At 41.6% G+C, this 1,963-nt stretch carries 1 protein-coding gene; it reads left to right on the top strand.

Going from position 1 to position 1,963, the window contains the following annotated elements:
- Nucleotides 1–519: 519 nt before the first annotated feature.
- On the top strand, nucleotides 520–1,818 hold the full coding sequence (ltrA, locus tag V7024_RS12730; RefSeq protein ID WP_335520434.1) for a group II intron reverse transcriptase/maturase: 1,299 nt from the start codon (nucleotides 520–522) through the stop codon (nucleotides 1,816–1,818).
- Nucleotides 1,819–1,963: the final 145 nt, after the last annotated feature.

Genomic DNA, 1,963 nt, shown 5'->3' with positions numbered 1-1,963 from the left:
CGTGCCCAGCTAAGCTGGGCGCTGCTTACCGGTGAAAGTCCGGTCTAGGTAAGAACCAAGTCGCCTAGTAGCTGACAGGCAACTGGTGGAGAAATCCTAAGGTTGAAGCCCTGTGACAAAGTAACTTCTATTAGAAGTGCGAGCGAATCAGCAGACCGTAACATAAAGTGAACCTTGCCGCCTCGTCAAAAGAGACCTAGCAATAGGACAAAGGGAAGTCGAGCCTGGTGAAGATAGGCGAAGACCATGGAAGATGTGAGGAACTTGGAAATACAACATCGAAGAATCCCTCGGGGTAAGGAGGACGGTATGTTGAGAAAGCAGTGTCTGGAACTGGGGAGACCCTCCTTTGCCCTTTCTTCGAAGAAAGGAAAGAGGAAACCTATAAGCAAATGCGAAAGGGTGGACTGCAAAGAGGGAGTCGGAGGAGGTCATAGTACTGAACATCATAACGACAACACAACGTTATGTAGGGAAGGATCTCTACTTTGTTCATAAGTTGGAAGGGGGTAAGAGTGAGTGAATGCTGGAAAGCTAGCTAACTACACCGATGTGAAAGCTCGAGAACTTTGGAAAACTTTATATCTTTGTGCCAAAGAAAGTCCAAGCCGAAGATTTCATGCGTTGTATGACAAAATCTATCGTCCGGATATACTCGCTGAAGCATGGAGAAGAGTAAAACGGAATAGAGGAAGCGGTGGAGTAGATGGACAAACGATTGAGGAAATCGTTTACCAATACGGAGAACGAAACTTTCTCAACGAATTGTACATGGAACTCAAAAGTAAGTCCTATCATCCGCAAGCTGTAAGAAGAACCTATATTCCAAAAGGTGATGGAAAACAAAGACCACTTGGAATTCCTACCATCAAAGATAGGGTTGTACAAATGGCAACAAAGCTAGTGATAGAACCTATCTTTGAAGCTGATTTTCAAGACTGTTCTTATGGATTTCGCTCGAAACGAAATGCGCATCAAGCGATATCGAAGATACGAAAAGCGAGTAAAACATCTCATTGGATAGTAGACGTGGATATACAAGGATATTTTGATAATATCAATCACGACAAACTTATGATGCTTGTAGAAAGAAGAATTAGTGACCGAAGAGTGTTAAAACTGATTCGGAAATGGTTAGAAGCGGGAATCATGGAACATGCGCAATTTCATGAAACAACATTAGGTACACCACAAGGTGGAGTAATATCACCGCTTCTCTCTAATATTTACTTGAATTACATGGACACCATTTGGGAAACGAAGTGTAAACATCTAGGAGAACTAATTCGATATGCCGATGACTTTGTCATCGTATGTCAAACAAAACAACAAGCGATAGAAAGTATTCGAGTACTACAATTCATTATGAACAAGTTAGAACTTACAATCCATAAGGAAAAGTCGAAGTTAGTGAACACGTGGGACGGAATAGAGGGATTTGATTTTCTTGGATTTCATCATCGGAAATTCCCTAAATGTGTGAAAGGCGGAAAGAAAGTGTATACCATGGCGCATGTACCAAGTGAGAAAGCCATGAAGAAAATGCGAGAACGTATCAAGGAGTATACCAAGCCGAGAAATAAACTGTATTTACAATTGGAGGATATGGTGAAAGGCTTAAATCGAATCCTACAAGGATTCAAAAACTATTACAACCTATCACCAATTGGACAGAAGTGGCTTGGCAAAATAGACTGGTACGTTCTGGAACGACTGAATCTTTTCTGGAACAAGAAAAGAAATGTTCGAAAGAAACATAGCCGTATTAAGGACTTGATGAAGAAAACAACATACACACTCGTGAAAGTGGGAAGCTAGAATAAAACTGAAAGCCAAAGAAAGAAGAACATCGGAAAGCCGTATGAGGGAAAACCTCACGTACGGTTTGATGAGGGGAAGCTGGAACAGAAAAGAGATGGCGAAGCCATCCCTAGAGAAATCTGTTTCAGTTTTCTACTCTACT

This window comes from Bacillus sp. JJ864, assembly GCF_036963045.1.
Taxonomy (GTDB): domain Bacteria; phylum Bacillota; class Bacilli; order Bacillales; family Bacillaceae_G; genus Bacillus_A; species Bacillus_A pseudomycoides_C.
This window is presented reverse-complemented; position numbering and strand designations above follow the sequence as displayed.